This is a genomic window from Mycobacterium sp. MFM001, assembly GCF_003402475.1.
Classification (GTDB): domain Bacteria; phylum Actinomycetota; class Actinomycetes; order Mycobacteriales; family Mycobacteriaceae; genus Mycobacterium.
In genome coordinates this window covers 148,989-173,076 of sequence record NZ_BFAB01000003.1, presented here as the reverse complement: position 1 = coordinate 173,076, position 24,088 = coordinate 148,989, and the positions used below count along the sequence as shown (strand labels likewise).

The window sequence follows — 24,088 nt, the reverse complement described above, 5'->3', positions numbered from 1 at the left end:
CCAACGGGATGCTCTAGAACCTCCCGCCGCCGCCCATGAAGCCGCCGTCGGATGAACCGCCGAAAGACGTTGGGCCCCAACCGCCATCGCCCCAGCCGCCACTGCCGCCCCAGCCGCCGTAGCCACCGCGCATCGCCCCGCCGAGCAGGTCGCCGATGATGATCCCGCCCATCATGGCGCCCATGTCGTTGCCGCCATATCGGCCGGCGTAGGCGCGCTGAACCGACTGGACGTCGTCGTTGGCAAGCGACTGCGCCTGAGCGGCCAGCGCGGCCGCAGCGTTTGCAGTCGCGATTGCGTCGCTGACGTCGGTCGACCGTTTGTCAAGGGCTGCTTGCAATTGCCGGTTCGCTTCGGCGAGCCGGGTCCGTGCTTCCGGCCCGATGCTGCCGCGACGGGTGTCGATGAATTCCGACACCGCCCGCACCCGCGACTGCGCGGTGAACAACGCCTGCTCCAGCGTGCGGTTGAGCCGTTCGGCGGTGGCCTGCTCCTCGGCCACGGTGGCCAGCAGGCGGTCCAGATCGGCGTCGGCCTTGGTCAATCGGGTGAACGCGCCGAGCGGGTCGGCCGAGCCGCCTGCGCGCGCGGCGTCGACGGCCTTGACCGCGGCATCGCGTGCGCCGGCCAGTTCGCGGGCATGCGGCGCCTTGAGATTCTGGGCCAGATGCGTGTTGGCGTGTTCGATCCCGGACTGGATGTCGGCGATCAGCGACGGCAGGGTGGCGACGGCGTGGTGGATGTCGCTTTCGGCGCTGTCGACGGCGTCGAGCAGCGCACGGGCTTGCCGCAGCGACGACTCGGCGGCGCGGACCGCGTCGACCAGCCCGGTCTGAGCGCCGCTGATCGGTCGCGCCGCCAAATCGCGTGCCCGGGTGATGTTCTGCTCGGCGAAGGCCAGCCGCTCTTTGGCCGACGCCACGTTGCCTGACACCGAAGTCAGTGCGGCAGCGACGAACTCGTCGTGCAGCGCGGCCAATCGCTGCTCCGACGGTGAGATTCGCGCGGTCAGCTCGACCAGCTGCTGGGTGAGCCCGTCGAGCCGCGTCGGCGCGTTGATCAACAGGTCGCGCAATTGCTCGAACGCCTCACGCTGTTCTTCGAGCTCGCGATCGGCCCGTGCCGCCGAGACGATCACCCGGGTCAGCAGCTCACGCCGTTGCGCCGGCGTTTCCGGGATCGCGTCGTCGAGTTGCTGGCGGACCGAAAAAGCTTGGGCCAGAGCCTCTTTAGCCTTATCGACGGCACGGGTGAACGGTTCGGTTCGCTGCTCGCCGAACTCCTCGATCGCCAGCGCCAGCTCGTTGGCGCTGGTGCGAACCGCGTTGTCGACGTTGACCACCATCGACCGCGACAAATCGTCGAGGGCTCCCAGCGGCACGGCGGCCAGCGCATCCGGGTCGGTCGGATCGACCCGTCGCGCCGCCTCCAACTCGGCGGCCCGCCGTCGTCGCCGCCGATACCGCATCACCAGCACTAGAGCCAGGACAGCGATCGCGACCACGCCCAGCGCGATCAGCAGCGGCACCCAGTTCGGCGAGCCGGGCGGGGGGTTCAGCCCGTTGGCCGCGGCAACCGCCGCGCCGCCCCAGTCGCCGCGATGCAGCGCGGGCTCAATCTGGTTGCGCCGCAAGTCGTCGACTTGGCTGGAGCTGACGCTCTTCACGCTCGACGGCACCAAAAATGCGTACGCATGGTCGACGGTGGCCACCGCCAGCAGCGCATCGTTGCCGTCCAAGTCGCTGGCGCGCCAGGTGTTCTGGGCCCAGCTCGTCGGCGGTTGGCCCGAGAAGTCGTCGACGTAGACCACCCACAGCCGGATGTGGCGGTCGCCGTAGAGCTTGTTCACCGCCGACCCGACCGCGCCGCGACCCGACCCACTCAACGCGCCCGCCTTGTCGGTGACGTAACCGGAGAGGCGGAACGGCGGCTCTGCGGTGGCCGACGGCGCCAGCAGCACTCCGGTGGTCAGGGTTGCCAGCAACACGGCCAGCAGGCGGACAACGCGCATGCTCGCCAATCTAATGCGGGCTGGACTGTGCTGGCAGACTGAACGGCAATGACCCCGCAGGACCCCTACAGCGAGTACGACCGTGAGCGGCTGGTGCCCGAAGCGCCGAAGACCGCCGGCCTACCGGGCACCGAGGGGCAGCACCGCACCGACTTCGCCCGGGATCGTGCCCGGGTGTTACACAGTGCCGCGCTGCGCCGCCTGGCCGACAAGACGCAGGTCGTCGGGCCGCGGGAAAGCGAAACCCCGCGGACCCGGTTGACCCACTCGCTGGAGGTTGCCCAGATCGGGCGGGGGATGGCGATCGGGCTGGGCTGCGACCCGGACCTTGTCGACCTGGCCGGCCTGGCGCACGACATCGGACATCCGCCCTACGGACATAACGGGGAACAGGCGCTCGACGAAGTCGCCGCCTCCTGCGGCGGATTCGAGGGCAACGCGCAGAACTTCCGGATCCTGACCAGCCTCGAGCCCAAAGTCCTTGACCCGCAAGGGCGTAGCGCCGGGTTGAACCTGACTCGAGCCGCACTGGACGCGGTCACCAAATATCCGTGGACCCGCGGCAGCAGCAAACGCAAGTTCGGCTTCTACGCCGTCGACAGCGAACCGGCCGCCTGGGTACGCGCACAAGCGCCGGCCGAGCGGGCCTGCCTGGAAGCGCAGGTGATGGACTGGGCCGACGACGTCGCGTATTCGGTGCACGACGTCGAGGACGGCGTCATCTCCGGCCGCATCGACCTGCGGGTGCTCGCCGACGACGACGAAGCCGCCACGCTGGCCAAGCTGGGGGAGCGGGAATTCTCGAGGGTGGCTGCCGACGACCTGATGGCCGCCGCGCAGCGGCTGTCAGGGCTGCCGGTCGTCGCTGCGGTCGGCAAGTACGACGGGACGCTCGCGGCGTCGGTGGCGCTCAAACGGTTGACCAGCGAGCTGGTGGGCAGGTTCGCCTCCGCGGCAATAGCGGCCACCCGTGAGGCAGCCGGGCCCGGCCCACTGGGGCGCTATCGGGCAGACCTGCACGTGCCCGATCTGGTTCGCGCCGAGGTCGCGGTGCTGAAGATCTTGGCGCTGCAGTTCATCATGTCCGACCCGCGGCATCTGGAAATGCAGGTCGCCCAGCGTGAACGGATTCACCGGGTGGCGCAGTGGCTGCTGGCGGGTGCGCCGAGAACCCTCGACCCGGTGTTCGTGCCGGCGTTCAACACGGCCGCCGACGACGCGGCCCGACTGCGGGTGATCGTCGACCAGATCGCCTCGTATACCGAAGGACGGCTGGAACGGATCGCCTTACACTGACCCGATGGCCGGCCGTATCTCCGATCGCGATATCGCCGCCATCCGTGAACGAGTCCGCATCGACGAGGTGGTCGGCGACTACGTCCAGCTGCGCCGCGCCGGCGCCGACTCGCTGAAGGGCCTTTGCCCATTCCACGACGAGAAGTCGCCGTCGTTTCACGTGCGGCCCAACCACGGTCACTTCCACTGCTTCGGCTGCGGCGAAGGCGGCGACGTGTACGCGTTCGTCCAGAAGATCGAGCACGTCAACTTCGTCGAGGCGGTCGAGCTGCTGGCCGACCGGATCGGCTACACGATCACCTACACCGGGGCGGCCACCAGCGTGCAGCGCGACCGCGGCAGCCGCAGCAGGCTCATCGCCGCCAATGCCGCGGCCCAGCAGTTCTACGCCGAGACTCTGGAATCCGCAGAGGCCGCGCCGGCCCGCCAATACCTGAAGGAGCGCAACTTCGACGGCGACGCCGCCCGCCATTTCGGCTGCGGGTTCGCGCCATCGGGCTGGGACTCGTTGACAAAGCACTTGCTGCGCAAGGGTTTCGAGTTCAAAGAGCTGGAAGCGGCGGGATTGTCGCGGGAGGGCCGCCGCGGCCCGATCGACCGGTTCCATCGTCGGCTGCTGTGGCCGATCCGCAGCGCAGCCGGCGAAGTGATCGGCTTCGGTGCGCGCCGACTGTTCGACGACGACCCGATGGAAGCCAAGTACGTCAACACCCCCGAGACGCTGCTCTACAAGAAGTCGTCGGCGCTGTTCGGCCTCGACCTGGCCAAGCGCGACATCGCCAAGGGGCATCAAGCCGTCGTCGTCGAGGGCTACACCGACGTGATGGCGATGCACCTGGCCGGAGTGACCACGGCCGTCGCGTCCTGCGGCACCGCGTTCGGCGACGAGCATCTGGCGATGCTGCGCCGACTCATGATGGACGACAACTTCTTTCGCGGCGAGCTGATCTACGTGTTCGACGGCGACGAGGCGGGCCGGGCCGCCGCGCTCAAGGCGTTCGGGGGCGAGCAGCACCTGGCCGGCCAGTCGTTCGTGGCCGTCGCCGCCGACGGCATGGACCCCTGCGACCTGCGGCTGGCCCATGGCGACGTCGCACTGCGCGACTTGGTGGCGCGCCGAACGCCGTTGTTCGAGTTCGCGATCCGCAGCGCGCTCGCCGAAGTCGATCTGGACAGCGCCGAGGGCCGGGTGGCCGCGCTGCGACGCTGCGTGCCGATGGTCGCCCAGATCAAAGATCCGATGCTGCGCGACGAGTACGGGCGCCGGCTCGCGGGCTGGGTGGGCTGGGCGGATGTGGCGCAGGTGGTCGGCCGCGTGCGCGAGGAGGCAAAAGGCGGCGGTAGGTCCCGTCGTCGCGCTCCTGCGGCTGAGTCGGCCGAGCCCGCCGCGATTCGACCTGACCCGCGCGACCCGACGCTGTGGCCGCAGCGCGAGGCACTCAAGTCGGCGTTGCAGTATCCGGCGTTGGCCGGGCCGGTGTTCGACGCACTGACCGTCGAGAGCTTCACCCATCCCGGCTATGCCGCGGTGCGCAAAGCGATCGACGCGGCCGGCGGCACCGGTGCGGGCATCACCGGGGGACAGTGGTTGGACGCGGTGCGCCAGCAGGCCCCGTCGCCGGCGGCTGCCGGGCTGATCAGCGAGCTGGGCGTCGAAACCATCCGGGTCGACGACGACGAGAAGCTGCCGCGTTACATCGCCGGGGTGCTGGCCCGGCTGCAGGAGGTCTGGGTGGGCCGGCAGATCGCCGAGGTCAAGTCCAAGCTGCAGCGGATGTCACCGGTGGAGCAGGGCGACGAGTATCACGCGCTGTTCGGCGACCTGGTCGCGATGGAGGCCTATCGGCGCAGCCTGCTCGAGCAGGCCAGTGGCGACGACCTGACGGCCTGAGCGTCTCAGTTTGCGGCTTGCGCGCGGATCCGCGCCGCCATGGAACGCCAGAGCTGATGACCAACTGCCATCCACCGACCATCCCGGTATTCGAGCTGGAGGCATTTCGCTCGCGCGTTGGTCGGGCCGCCTATTCCCAATTGGCGGCAGCTGTTTTGGCAGCCTTCCGCACGGTGGTCGCGTTGCGATCGGAAGGACAGTCGATGCCTGCTTGAGCAGACCAGCGGCGACGACCTGACGGCCTAGCGAGCGTTTCGTTGCGGCTCGACGACGCTGGTCGCCTCGTCGATCTCGGTCAACGTCACCATCCGCGCGTCGGGCGAGACCCGGTTGGCGATCTTGCGTCGCCCCGCCTCGATCACCGATTTGGCGGCAGGACTGCTGGTCAGAGCGCGGTAGGTGCCGACGATCTGCTCGTAGCGGCGGCGGCCGGCCTTAGCGCCCAACACGTAGCCCAGTCCCAGCACGACGAAATACCGGATCAAAACGGCCCCCTCCAGAAACGGTGCGTGGCTCCATCCTGCCTCACGTGTCCAGACCGGCGTCGGCTGGCGGCGGTGACTTGGCGAAGCCGTGGGCCCGTAAGCTAGAGTCATCCCTCGTCGCACGGGCAATCCCCTGTAGCTCAATTGGCAGAGCATTCGGCTGTTAACCGAAGGGTTGGTGGTTCGAGTCCACCCGGGGGAGCCACCGAAGGCCTGCGTTGTCGCTGGATCCACATCGCATTTCGACCGCACCGATGTTGTCAGTGGCTGCTGCCAGCATGTTGTGCATGAGCAAACCTGCACGGTTACGGCGGATGGCTGAGCCGACGGTGGCGGCAGCTCCGAGCGGTGTGCGCGTTCGTACCAGAATTCACGTGAGCGCGGACGAGGCTGTGGCTTTGACCGCAATCGGGGCATTCCTTGGGTCCGTGTATCGAGCTGAGCTGGCGGCCCGCATCCGCTGCGGTGTCCTAGATCGCGCGGCCCGAGCGGCTTGGCGGGCCGAGCGTAAGCGCGCAGTCACCCTTGTGTCCTCTTCGCGGTGGGCTGGGACGATTACCCGGGCCGTGGAGGACCAGTTTCAGCTGGGTATGCGAGGTTTGACAGCCGAGGTTGCGGACCTTAATGCGGCGGTGAACGTGTTGTCTGAGCGGTGCGCGCTGAATCCCGGTGAACACAGCACCGCAGAAGTGGATCATGGCTGTCTCGCGTCGGCTCGCCGGAGTGGTGTGCGGCGGGGTTATCGCAGCAAGGCGGAGCGGTTCACCAAGACACGCCGACTCGCTGTGCTGCGGCAACGTGTGCGCGCCGCGGAGGAGGCATTAGCAGGGGGTCGCCCCGCGATTGTGGTTGGCGGCAAACGCCTCTGGCGCCAGCGCCACAATCTTGTTCACTCCGACTTGACTGAGCTGCAATGGCGGCACCAATGGGATGCGGTCCGGATGTTCATCACAGCCGACGGCGAGACCGGCAAGGTCGGTGGCAACGAGACGATCCGCGTCGATCCGGAAGGCCGCCTGCGCATCAAGGTCCCTGTGGCATTGACCGCGGAATTTGGCTCGCATGTGGTGATCGAACGACCGGTGCGTTTTGCTTACCGCGGCGATGAATGGGCAGACCGGATGACAGCCCGGCAGGCAGTGCGTTACGACATCCATTTCGATACCAAGAGGGGCCGCTGGTATTTGGACGCGTCGTGGAGGTCCAGCCCCAAACCGCTGCCCAGCCTCGAGGAGTTGCGCGCCGGGCACGTGCTGGGAGTGGATTTAAACGCCGACCATTTGGCCTGCTGTGTACTCGACGCGTCGGGGAACCTGATAGGAGAACCGAATAGCATCGAGGTCGTAACCGCGGGGCTGACCGCATCTCACCGCGACGGGCGCATGCGCGCAGCCATCGTCACACTTCTGAATTTGGCGCAGCAGCACAATTGCCGTGCCGTCGTGATTGAGAATCTCGGCTTCAACGACAGCCGCACCATTGGCCGTGAAACCCTCGGCAGGGGGAAGCGTGGAAAGCGGTTGCGGCGCACCGTGTCCGGTATTCCCACCGCGAACTTCCGCAGACGTCTGATCGGCATGGCCGCTCGCAGGGGCATCAATGTGATCGGGGTCGATGCGGCTTACACGAGCCGCTGGGGTGCCCAGCACTGGATCCAGCCTTTGCGGCAGCAAACTTCCGACCCGGCCACCGTTACGTCCCATCACGGGGCGGCGGCCGCGATCGGCAGGCGTGGTCTCGGATTGGCAATCCGGCGACGACCGGCAGGGCCCCGCACCGGACAGAGGACCGATGCGGGCAAACCACTGGCCAGGCCAAGCCATCATCTGAGCACCGTGCGGCGGTACGGCAGTTCCGACCCACCGAAACGCCCACCGCGAGGTGTATCGGTCCGTCGGAAAACACCTATCGCAGGCGGCCAGCACCGTTCGGGCCGCAGTGGCGCAGCACCCAGTCCTGCTCACTCACCAGGAACGGTTGAAGGTTCGAGTCCTTCCGCGACATAACGCAGGCAAGACGGCAGGCAGCCATCACGCTCTTGGTTGTTGTTTACCACGGAGATTGCTGGTTTGCGTCCGACGACGTTGGGCAATCTGCTCGCGCTACCTCAGTACACGTCGCGCTGGTAGCGCTTCTCGGCGGAGAGGTTTCGCACGTAGGCATTGGCGGCGTCGGGGTCCAGCGCGCCGTAGCATTCCACGATGTCGTGGACCGCACGGTCGACCTCCTTAGCCATTTGATTGGCGTCGCCGCAGACGTAGAGGTGCGCACCGGCCTGTAGCCAGCGCCATAATTCCGCGCCACGCCGACGCATCAAGTCCTGCACGTACACCTTCTCCGGCTGATCGCGCGAGAACGCCAGGTCGAGTTCGGTGAGGAAACCGTCGGCGTACATCTCCTCGACCTCATCGCGGTAGTAGAAGTCGGTGGCGGCGTTGCGTTCTCCGAAGAACAACCAGTTTGGCCCGGGGTGGCCCAGCACGCGGCGCCGATGCAGAAAACTGCGGAACGGTGCAATCCCGGTCCCGGGGCCGATCATGATCATCGGCGTATCCGGATCGGTTGGCGGCCGGAAGTGGTTGGCCTGCTGAACGAAAATCCCGATCTCGTCGCTGTCGGCGTGATCGGCCAGATACGTCGAGCACACCCCGCCCCGCGGGACACCTTCACACTCGTAACGCACGGCGCTGACGGTCAGGTGCACCTCGCGGGGATTGTCGATCGACGCGGACGAGATCGAATACAGCCGCGGTGCAAGCGGTTTGAGCACCGACAACCACTCGTCCACGCTCGCGGTGACAGGGGATCGGGCCAGCACGTCCACCGTTTGTCGGCCCCACATCCAGTCGGCGAGCGCCGTCTTGTTCTCCGGCTTCACCAAGGTGGCCAATTCGGCATCACCGCTGCGTTGCGCGACGAACCGCAGCAGATCACCTGTGATGCGGGTGATCTCGAACCGTTCGGTGAGAGCGGTGCGCAGCCGCATCGCCCCGTGGTTGGGCACCTCGATGGTGGTGTCCCCGTCCAGGCCGGTGACCTCCAGCCACTCCTGGACGAGCGCGGGGTTGTTGCGCGGCCACACGCCCAGCGCGTCACCGGCGTGGTAGCTCAGCGTGCCCTCCGGTAGTTCGAACGCGAACTGGCGCACTTCCTTGGTCGAACCGGCACCGCTGAGAAGGGCATTGCGTGCCAGTCGCGCGATCAGCGGCCTCTTGCGGCTGTAGAGCTGTGGTTCCGGTTTGGCGGGCGCGACGACGGCGGCGGTGCTTGCGGGCGCACTGGCACCACCCCCGACGAGCATCGGCGTTTTGGTCAGGACCTCGCGGACCGCGGTCAGCCACCCGACGGCGGCCTCCTCGTAGTCGGGTTCACAGTCGACACGGTCAAGCATGGGAGTGGCGCCCAGCTCGGCGAGTCGGGTGTCGAGCTTGCGGCCGTAGCCGCAGAAGTCGGCATAGCTGGAGTCGCCGAAAGCCAGCACCGCGTAACGGGTGTCGACAAGCCGGGGAGCGTTGTCGGCGGACAGGTTCTCCCACAGCGCGGCGCCGTTGTCCGGTGGTTCCCCGTCGCCGGTGGTGCTGGTGATCACCAGCAGCTCTTTGGTCCTTGCCAGGTCGGCCACTGAGAACTCGTCCATCGCGCGCAGCGTCACCGGCACTGCGGCCGCGTCGAGTTGCGCGGCGCACTCGGCGGCGAACTGCTCGGCGTTGCCGGTCTGCGACGCCCACAACACCACGATCGAATCCCGCTGCTGTTCTTCAGGTTCGGCAGGTGTCGGATCGATGGGCCCCGTACCGCGCGGAGGCGCTGAAACCGCACCGGGTACCGGGCTGCGGGAGAAGAGGCCGGCCATCATTCCGTCCACCCACATCCGCTTGCCCGGCTCGAACGGCGCGCTCAGCGGCAGAGTCGGCACCCCGGGCGTTCGGCGCCCGACCTCGGTTCGCAGCGCGGTCACCAGACCGGCGAGATAGCGGCGTTCCATCGCATCGAACTCGATCGCGAATTCCTCGGTCTGGCCGAGGAGTTCGGCGAGGGTGTCCACTTGCGACAAGCTGATCTCCTCTGTGGGCGGCGTTTCGGCCATCTCTGGACTGCGAGGTTCGGAACCCGCGGCGACTTTCGCCAGGGTGACCGCACAGGCCTTGTACTCCGGTTGCTGCGACACCGGGTCGACAGCGTCGTTGGTGACGGCGTTGATCGACAGGTATTCACCGAACGCGTCGTTCCAGTGAAACGGCGCAAAGCAGTTGCCTGGCCGGACCCGATCTGTGATCACCGCCGGCAGCACAGCACGGCCGCGGCGAGAGGCGATTTCGACCGGATCGTCGTCGCGGATGTCCAACCGGGAGGCGTCGTCGGGGTGAATTTCGACGAACGGGCCGGGATTGAGTTTGTTGAGCTTGGCAACCTTGCCGGTCTTGGTCATCGTGTGCCATTGGTGCGGCAGACGCCCGGTATTGAGCAGAAAAGGGTAGTCGTCGTCGGGCATCTCGTCCGGCGGCAAGTGCGGCCTGGCGAAGAACATCGCGCGACCGCTGGGTGTCGGAAACGCCAAGCGGGGCACAGTGCCGTCGTCTCGCACAAGCTGCGTCTGGCTCACACCGTCGTTGAGATAACGGATCGGGTTGCGGTCTGCCGAGCTGCCCGGCGGGCACGGCCACTGAACCGGGGTCTGCCGCAGCCGGTCGTAGCTGATGCCGCGCAGGTCGTAGCCGGTCGCCGGATTCCAGAACTGCTTGATCTCCTCGAACACGTCCTCGGCGCAGTCGTAGCTGAACGCCTCGCCATACCCCATTTCGCAGGCGATTCGGGCGATGATGCGCCAGTCCGGCAACGACTGTCCCGGCGGTTCGAGCGCCTGCTGGAACAGGGTGAGGTTGCGCTCGGAGTTGACCATCACCCCGTCGCATTCGGTCCACAACGCCGCCGGCAGCAGGACGTCGGCGTACTCGTTGGTCTCGGTGTCCAAGAACGCGTCCTGGGCGATCACCAATTCGGCCCGCTCCAAACCGGCCAGTACCGTCTTCCGATTCGCCACCGTGGCAACCGGGTTGGTGCAGATGATCCAGCATGCCTTGATCTGGCCGTCGGCCATCCGTGAGAACATGTCGACGGTGCCGCCGCCCACCTCGGTGCGCAACGTTCCGCGGGGAACGCGCCAGACGTCCTCGACGAACGTACGGTCCTCATCGGAGGTGACGGATCGCTGACCCGGCAAACCCGGTCCCATGTAGCCCATTTCGCGTCCGCCCATCGCATTGGGCTGGCCGGTGAGGGAAAACGGCCCACTGCCGGGTTTGCAGATGGCACCGGTGGCCAAGTGCAGGTTGCACACCGCGTTGGTGTTCCAGGTGCCGTGCGTGCTCTGGTTGAGGCCCATGGTCCAGCAGCTCATCCAGTTGGCGGCCTCACCGATCCAGCGGGCGGCCGTGCGGATGTCCGCCTCGGGGATAGTTGTGATTTCGCTCACCACGTCGGGCGCGAACTGCTGCAGAAAACTCGGCATCACCTCCCAGCCTTCGGTGAACTCGTCGATGAACTCCGCGTCGGTATGCCGGTTTTCGACGATCAGGTGCAGCAGCCCGTTGAGCAGCGCGAGGTCGGTTCCCGGCGCGATCTGCAGGAACAGGTCGGCCTTCTCCGCGGTCGGGGTGCGCCGTGGGTCGACGACGATCAGTTTGGCGCCGGCCTTGACGCGGTCCATCATCCGCAGAAACAGAATCGGGTGGCAGTCGGCCATATTGGCGCCGATGACGAAGAACACGTCGGCGTGGTCGAAATCCTGGTATGAGCCGGGCGGCCCGTCGGCGCCCAGGGACTGCTTGTAACCGGAACCGGCACTGGCCATGCACAGCCGCGAGTTCGACTCGATCTGATTGGTGCCGATGAACCCCTTGGCGAGCTTGTTCGCCAAGTATTGTGCTTCAAGCGACATCTGGCCGGACACGTAGAGCGCGACGGCGTCGGGCCCGTGTTCGTCGATGATCGCGCGGAGTCGCTGCGCGCATTGGGTGATCGCGGCATTGACGTCAATGGCCTCGATCGGCTCTTCGCGGTGGGGCCGCCGGTAAGCCGAGTCCATCCGGCCCGGCGCGGCAAGCATCTCCGCGGTGGTTGCGCCCTTGGTGCACAACCGGCCGAAGTTGGTCGGATGTGTTTTCTGCCCGGTCGACTTGGCTACTCGTCGGCGGCCGGTCTGTGGATCCGTGTCGACCTGCAGGACCATGCCGCATCCCACACCGCAGTAGGCGCACAAGCTGTCGACAGTGTCCGGCTCGGCAGCCACGCGTGCGTCCTCCTCGATGTGCAGTCGGCAGTTGCGCACCAGCGTGCAGCGGGGTTGTTTCGAGATCGGTGAGGCGAGATTGCACAGGCTTTACGGCTTTCTCGCCGGCGCGGCAGCGCCGTGGTGATCGGCGCGAAACCGCGAGTTAACCCCAGCTGAGCGGTTGCATACTCAACCTACCGCCGATGCGGACTCGGCTGGCGGATCGCTGCAGAGGATTCACCAAACCCCCGGCAGATTCACAGTTTTCGTCAAGGTCTGCTCGCCACGATTAGTCCGGCAGGTTCTCCGGGTGCAGCATCTCGGCGTAGCGCAGCGGCTCGGGGATCCCGAACCCGTCGACCAGCGTCTCGGCGTAGAGCCGCAGCCGCCGGCACCGGTCGTTGATGCCGCGCGTGACCGCCTTGGCTCGCTCGGTCGACAGATACCGGTGCTCGATGTACCAGGCCTTGTCGTCTTCGATGACCGTCAGCGCGTAGAGGTCGCACACCAGATCGAGGATCTCCCGGGCCTTCTCGTCCTCGCACGAGTCGATGCCGGCGACGAAGGCCTCCAACACCACCCGGTCGATATGCGCGGACGCGGCATGCAGCACGTGGTCCTGCACCGCGTTGAACGCGTCGAACGCCGACATCTCGTTGGACTTGGCCTGTAGCCGGCGCGCCACCGAGGACAGCAGATACTCTTCGCGATCCTCGAACATCTTGACCTGAGTGCCGCGGTTGAACAGGCTGCCCTCTTCCTCGCTGTCCTGGCGGGCGTCGATGATCCGCTGCATGATCGCCTCTGCCGCAGTGCGTTTGATCACCCGATCGCCAACGGCGTTGGCGGCGAAGCGAACCCACTCCACCGGACTCATACTGCGGATGTCGTCGGCGTAGGCGGTCAGCAGCTCCTTGGCCACCAACTGAGTCAGCACGTGGTTGTCGCCCTCGAAGGTGGTGAACACGTCGGTGTCCGCCCGCAGCGCGATCAGCCGGTTCTCGGCCATGTAGCCCGCGCCGCCGCACGCCTCGCGCGCTTCCTGGATGGCCCGGCTGGCGTGCCAGGTGTTGGCCGCCTTCAACCCGGCGGCCCGCGACTCCAGCTCCCGCTGCTCCTCGGCATCGGGAGCGTCGGCCGTCTGCAGATCATGGCATTTGGACACCAGCTCGTTCTGCGCGAACTGCAGCGCATAGGACTTGGCGATCAGCGGGAGCAGCCGGCGCTGGTGCACCAGATAATCCATGATCAGCACCTCATGCTCGTCGTCGGGAGCGCTGAACTGCTTGCGCTGCAACGCATACCGGGTGGCGATGTCCAGTGCCAGCCGAGCGGCGTTGCCGGCACTGCCGCCCACACAGACCCGGCCGCGGATCAGCGTGCCGATCATCGTGAAGAACCGGCGACCCGGGTTCTCGATCGGCGAGCTGTAGGTGCCGTCCGGCGCGACGTCGCCGTACTTGTTCAGCAGGTTCTCCCGCGGCACGCGCACGTGGTCGAACACGATGCGGCCGTTGTCGACGCCGGGCAGCCCGCCTTTGTAGTGGTTGTCAGACGTCGTCACACCGGGCAGGTCGTTGCCGTCGGCGTCGCGGATCGGCACCAGAAAACAGTGCACGCCGTGGTTTTCGCCGCCTGTGATCAGCTGTGCGAATACCGCTGCGATGGTGGCGGTTTCGGCAGCGCCGCCGATGTACTCCTTGCGCGCCGACGGGGTCGCGGAGTCGATGACGAACTCTTCCGTCTTCGGGTCGTAGGTGGCGGTGGTCTCCAACGATTGCACGTCGCTGCCGTGGCCCCATTCGGTCATCGCGAAGCAGCCGCGCAGTTCGAGGTTGATGATTTTCGGCACGTACTGCTCGTGATGGCGTTCGGTGCCGAGATTCTCCACGGCCCCGCCGAACAGACCCCACTGCACGCCGGCCTTGACCATCAGCGACAGGTCCGACATGGCCAGCATCTCGATCATCGTGATCGCCGCGCCGACGTTGCCGGTGCCGCCGTGCTCCTTGCGGAAGCCGTCGTCGGCGGCGCCGGCGTCCGCCATGATCTTCATCTGCTCCGCCACTTTGGTACGGGCGATCACCGTGTTGGGCGTGTAGTGCGGGGCGAAGATCTCGCCGGTGAGCCGCTCTCGCATCTGGTTCTTCACGTCGCGCCAGCGCCCGTCGAGGGTGTTGCGCAGATGTTCGGCAATCGTGGTCATACCCCCGACCGTAACGCGATCGAGGCGCCGACAGGCCGGTGAGCTTAGATATCGCCATGACGCAGTACGACGTCGGTCACACCCATTCCGACGTGAGCGGCGGTTGGTTGCGGGCAGCCAGCTTCGGCGCCATGGACGGCCTGGTCAGCAACTCCGCGCTGATCGCCGGGGTGGCCGCGAGCGCCGGCACCCAGGCCGTTGTGCTCAGCGGTATCGCCGGTCTGCTGGCCGGCGCGTTTTCGATGGCACTCGGCGAGTACACGTCGGTGACCACCGCCAACGAGCAGATCGACTCCGAGGTCTACGTCGAACGCCGCGCGCTGCGCACCCGCCCGCAGGCCGAGCACGCCGAGTTGGTCGACATGCTGACGCAGCTGGGCCTGACCGAGCACACCGCCGAAGTCGCCGCCGACGAGATCCACCGCGACGAGAAGGGGGCGATCACGTTCCATCTCGCACAGGAGCTCGGCGTCAATCCCAGCGAAAAACCGTCACCCTGGCTGGCGGCGCTGTCGTCGTTCGTGATGTTCGCCGTCGGCGCGGTGATCCCGCTGATCCCCTACCTGCTCGGCTTCGAATCGCTGGCGGCCGGACTGGTGTGCGCGGGCGTCGGGCTGCTGATCGCGGGCGGTCTAGCGACCCGGTTCACCCGCAAGCCGCTCTGGTGGGGCGCGTCGCGGCAGCTACTGTTCGGTGCGGTCGCGATTGCCGCCACCCATGTCGTCGGGAAGCTCATCGGCATGGTGGTGTGACGGCCGCAGCCACCACCACAGGAACAGGACGCCGAGCACTCCGAAACCGATCAGGATCGCCATGTCGAGCAGCCACCAGCCTGCCGAATGGCTCCAGGACTCGTCGAAATCGGCCAGCAGATTGATCGCATGCACGTCGACGGTGGACGCCGCCGCCGCAAAGCCCCATCGCGACGGCACCAGCCAGGCGAGCTGTTCCAACCCGAAGCGGCCAGCCAGCGGAAAAGCCCCGCCGGAGAACAACAATGACAGCAGGACCACCACCACGGTCATCAGCACGAGCTGCTCGGTGTACTTCGCCAGCGACGAGAGCACCAGCGCGACGACCATCGACACAATCGCCGTCACCGCCAGGGCGACGTAGAGCTCGAAGGCCGGGCTGCCCAGCAGGACAGCGCCTTTCACCGGCGCGCCCTTGCCTGCGACCGCGGCGGTGGTGATGATCGCGGTCTGCACCAGCGCCACGATGCCGTAGACGATGATCTTGGCGGCCAGGTAGGCAGACGTCGACAATCCGTCGGCCTGCTCACGCTGGAAGATGCGGCGCTCGCGGAACAGATCGCGGATGGCCAGCGCCGTACCCATCACGACCGCACCGAAATTCAGCACCACCAGAATTTCGACGGCCTCGTCCGGGCTGTCGCCGTACGGGTCGGCCTGCCCGAAGCCCGCATGTCCTGGCACCACTAACGCCAACGCGCCGAACAGCAACGGCAGGATGGTCAGGAAGATGAAATAGCGCTGGTCGCCGACTAGGAGCCAGGCCTGCCGTCGCGCGGCGACGACGATTTGCCGCCACACCCCGACGTGCTCCGGCGGGCCAAGAGCCTCAACGGTTTTCGTGTCGGGGGGCAGCTCCTGCCGGCGAGCCAGGAATTTCTCGTGGGCGCCGTCGGGGTCGCTGGTCACCTGAGCCAAAATCTCCGACCAGCTCGCGTCGATCTCTGCCGGCGGCCCGGCGAACGCCGTGGTGCCGGCCGAGGTGAGCAACACCACCTGGTCGCACACGCCGAGGTGATCGACCGCCGTCGTCGACAGCACCACGACGCGGCCCGCGTCGGCGAGCCGGCGCAGTAGCACCAAAATCTGTTGTTGGCCGGCGGGATCGAGGCCTGCGGTCGGCTCGTCGAGAACCAGCAGCGACGGTTCGGTGATCAGTTCGGAGGCCAGCGAGGCACGCTTGCGCTGTTCGATCGAGAGCTCGCCGACCTGGACGGTGCGCCGCGAATTCAGTCCCAGCTCGCCGATGACGCTGTCCACAATCCTGCGGCGCTCGTCAGCCGAAGCGCTTGGCGGCAACCGCAATTCGGCGGTGTAGCCCAACGCCTGCTCGACGGTGAGTTGCGGGTGCACCAAGTCGTCCTGCGGCACGATGCCGATGTAGGGCCGCATCGCGTCGTACTCGTCGTGCACATCGTGGCCGCCGACAGTGACGGTGCCGTCGGTCGGCCGCACGGCGCCGCCGAGCAGATCGATCAGCGCGCATCCGGCGGCCGGTGACGGCCCGACGATCGCTGTCAGGCTGCCTGGCTGCGCCGTGAACGACACGTCGGAGAGCACCGGTTGGCCTTCGATGCTCAGGCACAGCCCTCGGGCGTGCAGCGCACCAGACGGCGTTGCGGGGCGCTGCGGCGGGGCCTCGGAGCCGGCGCGCGGTAGCCGAGTGGTGGGCGCCGTCTCGTGTGGCCGGGGCTCCGCCCGACTGGGGATCAGCCGTTGCATGGCTCCGGTCATGCGGCCGACCAGATCCTGCCCCTTGCGCTGGGCCACCTGCGGCCACGACGGCGGCGATTCCGGTTGTGGCTCAGGAGGTTTCGGGTGAGCCTCGGGTGGCGGCGGCTTAGGCGGAGGTGCAGGCGGTGGTGGCGGTGCAGGCGGTGGTGGCGGGCCTGACGGTGGAGGCGGCTGCGGCGGTGGTGCCTGAAAACGCGTGGTGGGCAATTGGGATGGCGGTTTCGGCGTGGCCGGTCGCGGTTCGGGCGACGGCGGTGGCACCGGCACCTGCCGTGGCCGCGGCAGGCGGAATCGCTGCGTAGGCGCTTGGGAGGGCGGGCTTTTCGGCTGGTCGGGGGGCGGTGGCGGCTGGACCCGCGGCGGTCCGGGTGGTGCGGGCATCCGCGGCGGTGCGGGCCGCTTGCGGGGCGGGGGAGGTGACATGGGCCGACCGCGCGGCGGAGGCGCTGGCGCGCCCCTGGCAGGCGGAGGCGCGGCGAGTTGGAAGACCAGCCGCGGGCCATGCCGCGGGTCACCCAGCGTGATCGCCCGGCCGTCGCGGATGAACACGGTCGACATGCGCACGCCGTCGACGTAGATGCCGTGTTGGCTGCGGTCCAAAGCCACCCACTGCCGGCCGTCGTGGTGCAGCACCAAGTGGGTGGGCGAGGTGGTGTGCTCCGTGCCGTCGAGCTGGATATCCGAGCGGCTGTCGCGGCCGACGGTGACGTCGCGGCCGGCGGGGAAGGTGTAGCGCTTCGATCCGACCCAGACGGTCAACGGGGAAGCCTGCGCCTCCGGCCGCATGGTCACCACCTTTCGCACCCAGTGGGCCGATCAACGGTTTGTCTACCCGCCATCATGCGCCGAGAACCGGCAGGGCGGTCAGCGCGGGCGGGTCGGCGGCGCGGCGTCGTCGAGAAGCCGATGCAGGACTGCGACGGCCTCGGCCAGCGTCTGCCGGTCGGCAGGGTCGAGCCGGCCGAGCTGCGGCTCGATTGCGGCGGCCCGATCCGCCCGCACCCGGTTGATGGTTCGCACGCCCTCCGGGGTGATGCGGATGCGGACCGCCCGCGCGTCGCCGGGGTCGACGGAGCGGGTGACCAGGCCGGCGTCTTCCAGCCGTCGTACCTGCGTCGTCATCGTGGGCTGCGAGCAATGATCGACCGCGGCCAGTTCGCAGATTCGCGCCTCGCCCTGGGCCTCGATGGTGGACAGCAGCCGGGCTTGCGCCGCCGGCAACGGCATCTGGATCCGTTGGGTCGCGTAGCGGTTGAGCCGGGCGACCACGGCCAGCAAATCAGCACCCAGCCCCGGGACGGCTTCGCCGGAGTCGCGGGCCGGACCGGGCCGTGCGGTCGCGGATGACGTCATGCCTCCATAATTGCATAGCTTGGCTATATACACCACTTGTTGGGCGGCTTCGCGGCGGCAAACACCGGACGGACCGCACGGCGTGCGAACGCGGCACACCCGCCGACTACTGGCAGAATCAATGAAATGACCGCCGCCAGCACAGCGAATCCAGCGCGACGGGCGCGATCGCTGCGCCCCGGCGAACTCGCGCAGGCGTCGGTGATGGCCGCGCTGTGCGCCGCGACCGCGATCATCGCGGTGGTCGTCCCGTTCGCGGCCGGTCTGGCGCTGCTCGGCACCGTCCCGATGGGCCTGCTGGCCTACCGCTACCGGCTGCGTGTGTTGATCGCGGCGACCGTGGCCGCCGGGATCATCGCCTTCCTGATCGCGGGCATGGGTGGCTTCATGACCGTCGTCCACAGCGCCTACATCGGCGGGCTGTGCGGAATCGTCAAGCGCAGACGCCGCGGTACGCCGACTGTGATCGCCGCGTCGCTGGTGGCCGGCGCGGTGTTCGGGGCGGCGGTGGTGGCCGCGCTGGCGGTGCTGGCCCGGCTTCGGCGCCTGATCTTCGCCGCGATCACCGCCAACGTCGACGGGATCGCTGCCGTCATGGCGCGGTCGGGTTTGGAGCAGCCCTCGGCGGAGCTCAAGCGATTTTTCGCGGCCGCGGCGCATTACTGGCCGTGGCTGCTCCTGGCCAACTTCGTCATCATGATCATGATCGTGTCGTTGATCGGTTGGTGGGCGCTGTCGCGGGTGCTGGACCGGATGCGTGGCGTTCCCGACGTCCACAAGCTCGACGAGCTGGCCGAAACCGGGCCCATCGCACCGGTTCCCGTGCGGCTGGACCGGGTGCGCTATCGCTACCCGGGCACCCAGCAGGATGCGTTGCGGCCGGTGAGCATGGAGGTCGACGTCGGCGAACACGTTGCGGTCACCGGCGCCAACGGCTCGGGCAAGACCACCCTGATGCTGATCCTGGCCGGGCGGGAGCCGACGTCGGGCAGCGTCGAACGTCCGGGTGCGGTCGGGTTGGGTCGGCTCGGCGGAACCGCGGTCATCATGCAGCACCCGGAAAGTCAGGTGCTGGGCACCCGCGTCGGCGACGACGTGGTCTGGGGACTGCCGCCGGGCACCACCACCGACGTGGACCGGCTGCTGGCCGAGGTCGGGCTGGACGGGCTCGCCGAGCGCGACACCGGAAGCCTGTCCGGCGGCGAACTGCAGCGGCTGGCCATGGCGGCCGCGCTGGCACGCGAGCCCGCGCTATTGATCGCCGACGAGGTCACCAGCATGGTCGACCAGCAGGGCCGCGAAGCACTGCTGGGCATCATGTCCGGCCTGACCGAACGGCATCGCACTGCCCTGATTCACATCACGCATTACCACGACGAGGCCCAATCCGCCGACCGCACAATCAATCTCAGCGATTCGCCGGACAACACCGAGATGGTCGAGACAACTGCCGCGCCACAGGCCAGCGTGCCGATCGACCACGCGGACGCCACCCCGGTGCTCGAACTGGCCGGCGTGGGCCACGAATACGGCAGCGGCACACCGTGGCAAAAGACCGCGCTGCGCGACATCAGCTTCTCGGTGTATCAGGGCGACGGGGTTCTGATCCACGGCGGCAACGGATCCGGCAAGTCCACGCTGGCCTGGATCATGGCCGGGCTGACGGTGCCCACCACCGGCACCTGCCTGCTGGACGGGCGACCCACCCACGAGCAGGTCGGCGCGGTGGCGCTGTCGTTCCAGGCGGCCAGACTGCAGTTGATGCGGAGCAGGGTGGATCGGGAAGTGGCCTCGGCGGCCGGTTTCTCACCGGACGACCACGACCGGATCGCGACCGCGCTGGCCGTCGTCGGATTGGATGCCACGCTGGCACAACGGCGTATCGACCAACTCAGCGGCGGCCAGATGCGCCGCGTGGTGCTGGCCGGCCTGCTGGCCCGGTCACCGCGGGCGTTGATCCTCGACGAGCCGCTCGCCGGGCTGGACGCCGTCAGCCAGCGCGGACTGCTGCGACTGCTGGAGGATCTGCGCCGTGAGCACGGCCTGACGGTGGTGGTGATCTCGCACGATTTCGCCGGCATGGAGGAGTTGTGCCCGCGCACACTTCATTTGCGCGACGGCATGCTCGAGGCGGCGTCGGCGACGGCGGGGGGAGTGTCATGACGACTGCTGCGCCAACACGTCGGCCGTCGCGCCCGGTGGTGTTGTTGCGCCCGGTGCCGCACGGATCGCCCATCCACGACCTGTGGGCCGGCACCAAACTGATTGTGGTCTTCGGCATTTCGGTGCTGATGACGTTCTATCCCGGATGGGCGTCGATCGCGCTGGTGGCCGCCCTGGTGCTGGCGGCGGCCCGGGCTGCCCGCATTCCGCGTGGCGCGTTGCCGTCGGTGCCGCCCTGGCTATGGATTCTGCTGGCGTTCGGCGGCATCACCGCGGCGCTGGCCGGCGGTGACCCGGTGGTCCACCTGGGCACCGTCGACCTGGGGCTCGGCGGGCTGTTGAACTTCTTGCGCGTCACCGCGCTGTCGATCGTGTTGCTCGGTTTGGGCGCAATGGTCTCCTGGACCACGAATGTCGCCGAAATCGCACCTGCTGTCGCGACATTGGGCCGTCCGCTGCGGTTCTTGCGGATTCCGGTCGACGAGTGGGCCGTCGCGTTGGCGCTCGCGTTGCGGGCGTTCCCGATGCTGATCGACGAGTTCCGGGTGCTCTATGCCGCTCGCCGGTTGCGGCCCAGGCAGGTACCGGCTACCCGGCGCGGGCGTCGGCGGCGCCGCTGGGTGGAGCTGGTCGACCTGCTCGCGACGGCCGTCACCGTGACGCTGCGCCGCGCCGACGAGATGGGCGATGCGATCACCGCCCGCGGCGGCACCGGTCAGATCTCGGCGGTCCCGTCGCGGCCGAAGCTGGCTGACTGGGTGGCGCTTTCGATCACGGCCGTGGTGTGCGGCGCTGCACTGGCAGCGGAATTGATGCTCGGCGCCTAACGGCGGGCGGCGGCGTTGGCCGCGTCTTGGGCTTCGCGCAAGAGTGTCGCCACGTCGCCGCGGCCGAGGAACATCTCGTCGAAGTACGGTTGAAGAGCCTGGTAGCCGGCAGGGAAGCCGGCGCCGCCGGGCGCCGGGATCCGCGGTCCGTTCAGTACCGCGAAAAACGGTGTGACGTCGACGCCTTTGCCCGCCCAGTAGTCGAAGTACACCCGCTGAGCCGACCGCACGGCGGGAATGGCGCTGCCCCTGCGGCCCAAGTATTCGTTGCCCTGTTTACTGCCCATCCAGTCCAGCACTTGGCGTACCGCGTCGGGATTCTTGGACGCCGAATTACCGGCAGCGGCAATGCCATTGGTGACGCTGACCCGGCCCTTCGGACCGGTCGGTAGCATCGCGATTCCCCAGCGGAAACCGGCCTGGCCGGCCACCGCCGCCAGGTTGTAGGTGCCGGACTGAAACAGTGCCATCTTGCCGGCCAGGAACTGGTTGCGGGAAAAGTCGTTGTTGGCGTTGGTGTCCGAGGCTGGTGGTGCGACATGATCGTCGTTGATCAATTGGACAAGGTAATTGAACGCGGCACGGGCACCGGGATTGTCGAACGCGAACCGGTCGCCGGTCTGGAACACGCCACCGGCGGATCCGATGTAGTTCAAGTAGATGCCCTGCGGGTCGTTCGCCGCGTTGTAGCCCCACTGGCGCACCCGCCGCGGATCGAAACCCGGTGTGCCCGCGGCGTGCCCGTCGACGTCGACAGTCAGCCCGGCCAGCAGCGGCCGCAGCGTGTCGCTGGTGTCGGGGCTCCATCGCACGGTGCTTAGCCGCGAAGGGTCGACGCCGGCCTTCGCCAGCAGGTCTGCGTTGTAGTACACGGCGATGCCGGCGTCGGTCAGTTGCGGCACACCCCACAGCGTTCCGTCGCGGGTGAACTGCCCGACGACCGAGGGTTCCCAATCCGGCTTGGCCTCGACTTTCATCAGCCGCCGGCTGTCGGCGTACGCGGCGAGGTAGGCGTTGGACAGCCAGAAGATGTCGTCGGCGCTGCCGCCGGCCACGTCGGTGCGCAGCGTGTCGAAGTAGGTAGCGTAGGCCACCACGTTGGTGTGCACCTCGATGTCGGGATGGGCGCGGGTGAACGCCTGGAATGACTGGCGGTAGGCCGCGGCGACCTGCTCGTCCCACAGTCGCACGGTCACGACGGTGCGGCCGCCGCGGGGCGTGGCCGAAATATCTAGCAGCACCGCCGACGCGGCCAATAGCACCGCTACCAGTACCACTGCTGCGGCCACCAGCGTGGAACGCCTGGGCGCGGCCACCAGCGTGGAACGCCTGGGCGCGGTCATCGAGATTGCGTCCAGGGTCGTGAATCGGCGAAAACCACAGCCCTCAGCGCAATCTCGACAGTCATTTGAGCCCCGTGACGACGATCGAGCGCACGATGTGCCGCTGGAACACCACAAACAGCACGATCAGCGGTACGATCGCCACCGTCGTCGCCGCCATCACCAGCGTCCACTGGGCGTTGTAGCGGGACTGCAGCGCGGCCGTCGCGACCGTCAACACCCGCCACTTGGCGCCGCTGGTGATCACCAGCGGCCACATGAAGTTGTTCCACTGCGAGACAACCGTGATCAGCATCAGCGTGACCAGGATGGGCCTGCTCGCGGGCACCACGACATGCATGATCACGTCGAGCGTGTTGGCGCCGTCCAGGCGCGCCGCGTTGATCAGGTCGTCGGGAATCGCGCGGAAGTGCTCGCGCAACAGGAAGATCGCGTACGGCGAGCCGAACACGAACGGCAAGACCAGAGCCCAGAACGTGTTGCGCAGACCCACTTGGGCCATCATCAGATACAGCGGCACCACAGTCACGGTGGCCGGCACCATCAACGTCGCGATGTAGACCCAGAACAGCGCGTCGCGGCCCGGGAACCGCAACCGGGCGAACGCGTAGGCGGCCAGCACCGAAAAGCTCAGCTGGCCAAGCAGGATCACCGCGGTCATCAACGCGGTGACCGCCAGCGCCCGGCCAAAACCCGCGCCGCCCAGGTCGGTGTAGTTGGCCAGCGTGGGCGGGCGCGGCCAGGACAGCGGTGTGCCCGTCGCAAACTGTCGAGCCGACGTGAACGACGTCAGCAACCCAAGAGCGAACGGCGCCAACGTGATCAGCGCGCCGAGCCCCAGTCCGGCGTAGACGGCCGCGGCCCTAGACGAGGTCATAGCTGATCCGCCGCCGGAAGTACAGGTGCTGGACGACGGTGACGCCGACCAGGATCGCGAACAACACCACTGCCATCACCGCGGCCCGCCCGATCGCCGCCGCACCGAACGCCTCGACGTAGATGCGGTGCGCAACCAGGTCGGTGCGCCCCGCCGGACCGCCACCGGTCAGCGCGTACACGGTGTCGAAAACCTGTGCGGCGCTGACGATTCCAGTGACCAGTACAAAGAACATCGTGGGCCGCAGCATCGGCAACGTGATCCTCCAGAACCGCTGCCAAGCCGTCGCACCGTCCGTCAGAGCCGCGGCATGGATCTCGGCCGGAATCGCCAGGATCCCCGCCACGAAGAACAGCGCGACATAGCCCACGTTGGTCCACACGATCACCGCCGACACCACCGGCAACGCCAGACCGGGATCGGATAGCCATTCGATGCGATGCCCCAACGCCGTGCTGACCGCCCCGTCGGTCGGCGCCAGGATCCAGCGCCACAACACCGCGATCGCCAGCGGCGCGCAGATCCAGGGCAGCACGTAAAGCGTGCGGAACACGCCGGTGCCGGGCAGCTCACGCGCCAGTAACCCCGCGGCAGCCAACCCGAGCACGGTCTGCGCCGGCACCACGATCGCCACGAAGATCAGCGTCACCAGCAGCGAGTTGCCGAACGTCGAGTCGCCGAGCACCGAGCGCCAGTTGCCCAGTCCCACATACTCGATGGGTCCGAGCAGATCCCAGCGGTGCAAGCTCAGCCACACCACGACCAGGATCGGCAGCAGCAGGAACGTGACCACGCCGAACAGGCTGGGTGCCAGTAGGGCATACCCCAGCGCAGTCGACCGTCGCGCCATGGGTGTATTAAAGCCGCTCGCTACGGTGG

Annotated in this window: 15 protein-coding genes and 1 tRNA gene; 7 read left to right on the top strand and 9 right to left on the bottom strand. The window is 67.6% G+C overall.

Annotation, left to right across the window (positions count from 1 at the left end):
* Window positions 1-13: 13 nt before the first annotated feature.
* A complete protein-coding gene (locus MFM001_RS07095) occupies window positions 14-2,011 on the bottom strand; it encodes a TPM domain-containing protein (RefSeq protein WP_116374548.1) in 1,998 nt (665 codons plus the stop codon).
* Between the two features lie 48 nt (window positions 2,012-2,059).
* Here MFM001_RS07095 and MFM001_RS07090 point away from each other — a divergent pair, with 48 nt between their 5' ends.
* Both MFM001_RS07090 and dnaG read left to right on the top strand, forming a co-directional pair.
* Window positions 2,060-3,307: a deoxyguanosinetriphosphate triphosphohydrolase gene (locus MFM001_RS07090; protein ID WP_116374547.1), complete on the top strand. Its 1,248-nt coding sequence runs from the start codon at window positions 2,060-2,062 to the stop codon at window positions 3,305-3,307.
* A gap of 4 nt (window positions 3,308-3,311) precedes the next feature.
* Window positions 3,312-5,198, top strand: a complete 1,887-nt coding sequence (dnaG, locus tag MFM001_RS07085) for a DNA primase (protein WP_116374546.1) — start codon at window positions 3,312-3,314, stop codon at window positions 5,196-5,198.
* A gap of 242 nt (window positions 5,199-5,440) precedes the next feature.
* On the opposite strand, the gene MFM001_RS07080 is transcribed toward dnaG, so the two are convergent.
* Window positions 5,441-5,683, bottom strand: coding sequence for a hypothetical protein (locus tag MFM001_RS07080; protein ID WP_062541263.1), 243 nt, complete (start codon window positions 5,681-5,683; stop codon window positions 5,441-5,443).
* A gap of 129 nt (window positions 5,684-5,812) precedes the next feature.
* On the opposite strand from MFM001_RS07080, the gene MFM001_RS07075 reads away from it, so the two are divergent.
* A tRNA-Asn gene (locus tag MFM001_RS07075) sits at window positions 5,813-5,888 on the top strand.
* A 361-nt stretch (window positions 5,889-6,249) separates the two neighbouring features.
* Window positions 6,250-7,689, top strand: a complete 1,440-nt coding sequence (locus tag MFM001_RS07070) for a hypothetical protein (protein ID WP_202864131.1) — start codon at window positions 6,250-6,252, stop codon at window positions 7,687-7,689.
* 101 nt (window positions 7,690-7,790) lie between these two features.
* Here the strand turns inward: MFM001_RS07070 and MFM001_RS07065 are convergent, their stop codons facing one another.
* Together MFM001_RS07065 and MFM001_RS07060 are read right to left on the bottom strand one after the other, a co-directional pair.
* The gene (locus tag MFM001_RS07065; RefSeq protein ID WP_116374726.1) at window positions 7,791-11,912 is read right to left on the bottom strand and encodes a bifunctional nitrate reductase/sulfite reductase flavoprotein subunit alpha; all 4,122 of its coding nucleotides are present in this window, start codon (window positions 11,910-11,912) and stop codon (window positions 7,791-7,793) included.
* 331 nt (window positions 11,913-12,243) lie between these two features.
* Complete coding sequence (locus MFM001_RS07060) at window positions 12,244-14,160, bottom strand: acyl-CoA dehydrogenase (protein ID WP_116374544.1); 1,917 nt, start codon at window positions 14,158-14,160, stop codon at window positions 12,244-12,246.
* 56 nt (window positions 14,161-14,216) lie between these two features.
* On the opposite strand from MFM001_RS07060, the gene MFM001_RS07055 reads away from it, so the two are divergent.
* Window positions 14,217-14,912 carry a VIT1/CCC1 transporter family protein gene (locus MFM001_RS07055; protein ID WP_116374543.1) on the top strand — a complete coding sequence of 232 codons (696 nt, stop codon included), beginning with the start codon at window positions 14,217-14,219 and terminating at the stop codon, window positions 14,910-14,912.
* On the opposite strand, the gene MFM001_RS07050 is transcribed toward MFM001_RS07055, so the two are convergent.
* Both MFM001_RS07050 and MFM001_RS07045 read right to left on the bottom strand, forming a co-directional pair.
* Complete coding sequence (locus tag MFM001_RS07050) at window positions 14,844-17,432, bottom strand: ATP-binding cassette domain-containing protein (RefSeq protein ID WP_142760675.1); 2,589 nt, start codon at window positions 17,430-17,432, stop codon at window positions 14,844-14,846. The two genes, MFM001_RS07055 and MFM001_RS07050, sit on opposite strands and share 69 nt — an antisense overlap.
* 78 nt (window positions 17,433-17,510) lie before the next feature.
* Window positions 17,511-17,999: a MarR family winged helix-turn-helix transcriptional regulator gene (locus MFM001_RS07045; protein WP_116374541.1), complete on the bottom strand. Its 489-nt coding sequence runs from the start codon at window positions 17,997-17,999 to the stop codon at window positions 17,511-17,513.
* Window positions 18,000-18,125: 126 nt separating this feature from the next.
* On the opposite strand from MFM001_RS07045, the gene MFM001_RS07040 reads away from it, so the two are divergent.
* Both MFM001_RS07040 and MFM001_RS07035 read left to right on the top strand, forming a co-directional pair.
* On the top strand, window positions 18,126-20,162 hold the full coding sequence (locus MFM001_RS07040) for a DUF2232 domain-containing protein (RefSeq protein WP_116374540.1): 2,037 nt from the start codon (window positions 18,126-18,128) through the stop codon (window positions 20,160-20,162).
* Window positions 20,159-20,989: an energy-coupling factor transporter transmembrane protein EcfT gene (locus tag MFM001_RS07035; protein ID WP_116374539.1), complete on the top strand. Its 831-nt coding sequence runs from the start codon at window positions 20,159-20,161 to the stop codon at window positions 20,987-20,989. The genes MFM001_RS07040 and MFM001_RS07035 overlap by 4 nt, the downstream gene beginning before the upstream one ends.
* On the opposite strand, the gene MFM001_RS07030 is transcribed toward MFM001_RS07035, so the two are convergent.
* The 3 genes from MFM001_RS07030 to MFM001_RS07020 form a co-directional block, all read right to left on the bottom strand.
* The gene (locus tag MFM001_RS07030) at window positions 20,986-22,305 is read right to left on the bottom strand and encodes a sugar ABC transporter substrate-binding protein (RefSeq protein WP_116374725.1); all 1,320 of its coding nucleotides are present in this window, start codon (window positions 22,303-22,305) and stop codon (window positions 20,986-20,988) included. The two genes, MFM001_RS07035 and MFM001_RS07030, sit on opposite strands and share 4 nt — an antisense overlap.
* Before the next feature lie 88 nt (window positions 22,306-22,393).
* Window positions 22,394-23,209: a carbohydrate ABC transporter permease gene (locus MFM001_RS07025; protein WP_116374538.1), complete on the bottom strand. Its 816-nt coding sequence runs from the start codon at window positions 23,207-23,209 to the stop codon at window positions 22,394-22,396.
* Window positions 23,196-24,059 carry a carbohydrate ABC transporter permease gene (locus MFM001_RS07020; RefSeq protein WP_116374537.1) on the bottom strand — a complete coding sequence of 288 codons (864 nt, stop codon included), beginning with the start codon at window positions 24,057-24,059 and terminating at the stop codon, window positions 23,196-23,198. The genes MFM001_RS07025 and MFM001_RS07020 overlap by 14 nt, the downstream gene beginning before the upstream one ends.
* Between the last annotated feature and the right edge of the window lie 29 nt (window positions 24,060-24,088).